The sequence below is a fragment of the Bacteroides sp. AM54-2NS genome (assembly GCF_003602935.1).
GTDB lineage: Bacteria > Bacteroidota > Bacteroidia > Bacteroidales > Bacteroidaceae > Bacteroides > Bacteroides xylanisolvens.
Genome location: NZ_QTMZ01000157.1, coordinates 1 through 519, shown reverse-complemented (window position 1 = coordinate 519; position 519 = coordinate 1). Strand labels below are relative to the sequence as shown.

At 47.8% G+C, this 519-nt stretch carries 1 protein-coding gene; it reads left to right on the top strand.

Going from position 1 to position 519, the window contains the following annotated elements:
- Nucleotides 1-440: hypothetical protein (locus tag DXA05_RS26285; RefSeq protein ID WP_128859799.1), on the top strand; the 440-nt coding region annotated here is incomplete at its 5' end.
- Between the last annotated feature and the right edge of the window lie 79 nt (nt 441-519).

Genomic DNA, 519 nt, shown 5'->3' with positions numbered 1-519 from the left:
AGAAGAAAGGCATCTCGGTGAGAGGACACATCTATTGGGCAGAGTATGAGGAGAACGTGGAAGACGATTATGCCCTCTTGTCCTTTGACACCGAAAGTGCTTGGTCTTCCTGCGACTTGTTCTTTGAGGAGGTGAACAAGGCACTTGGCGACGAACTTTCAATCAGTTGGCGAGAGATTGAGCCAGGTTGCGACATCTTCTATACGCACGATGAGAACGACTTCTTCCCCGAAGAGTGCTATGTCACTGCATACGGAGAACTCTTTGAGGATTGTGAGGGTGCTTACTCCACCTTTGGTGATGCCATCAAGTTGTGGTGTGAAAAGACAGGTATCTCACAGGACGGAAGAAACGAACAGAAGATGATTGACTTCATCAATGAATACGAGTATGAGGCAGAGGACACGAACTTCTGCATCAATCCAATCACATTCGGCTAACAAGGAGGAACGGATATGGCAACGATAGACATGGAGCAGTTGGACGGCGTTGTAGGGTGTTTCTGCACCTTGCTTTATC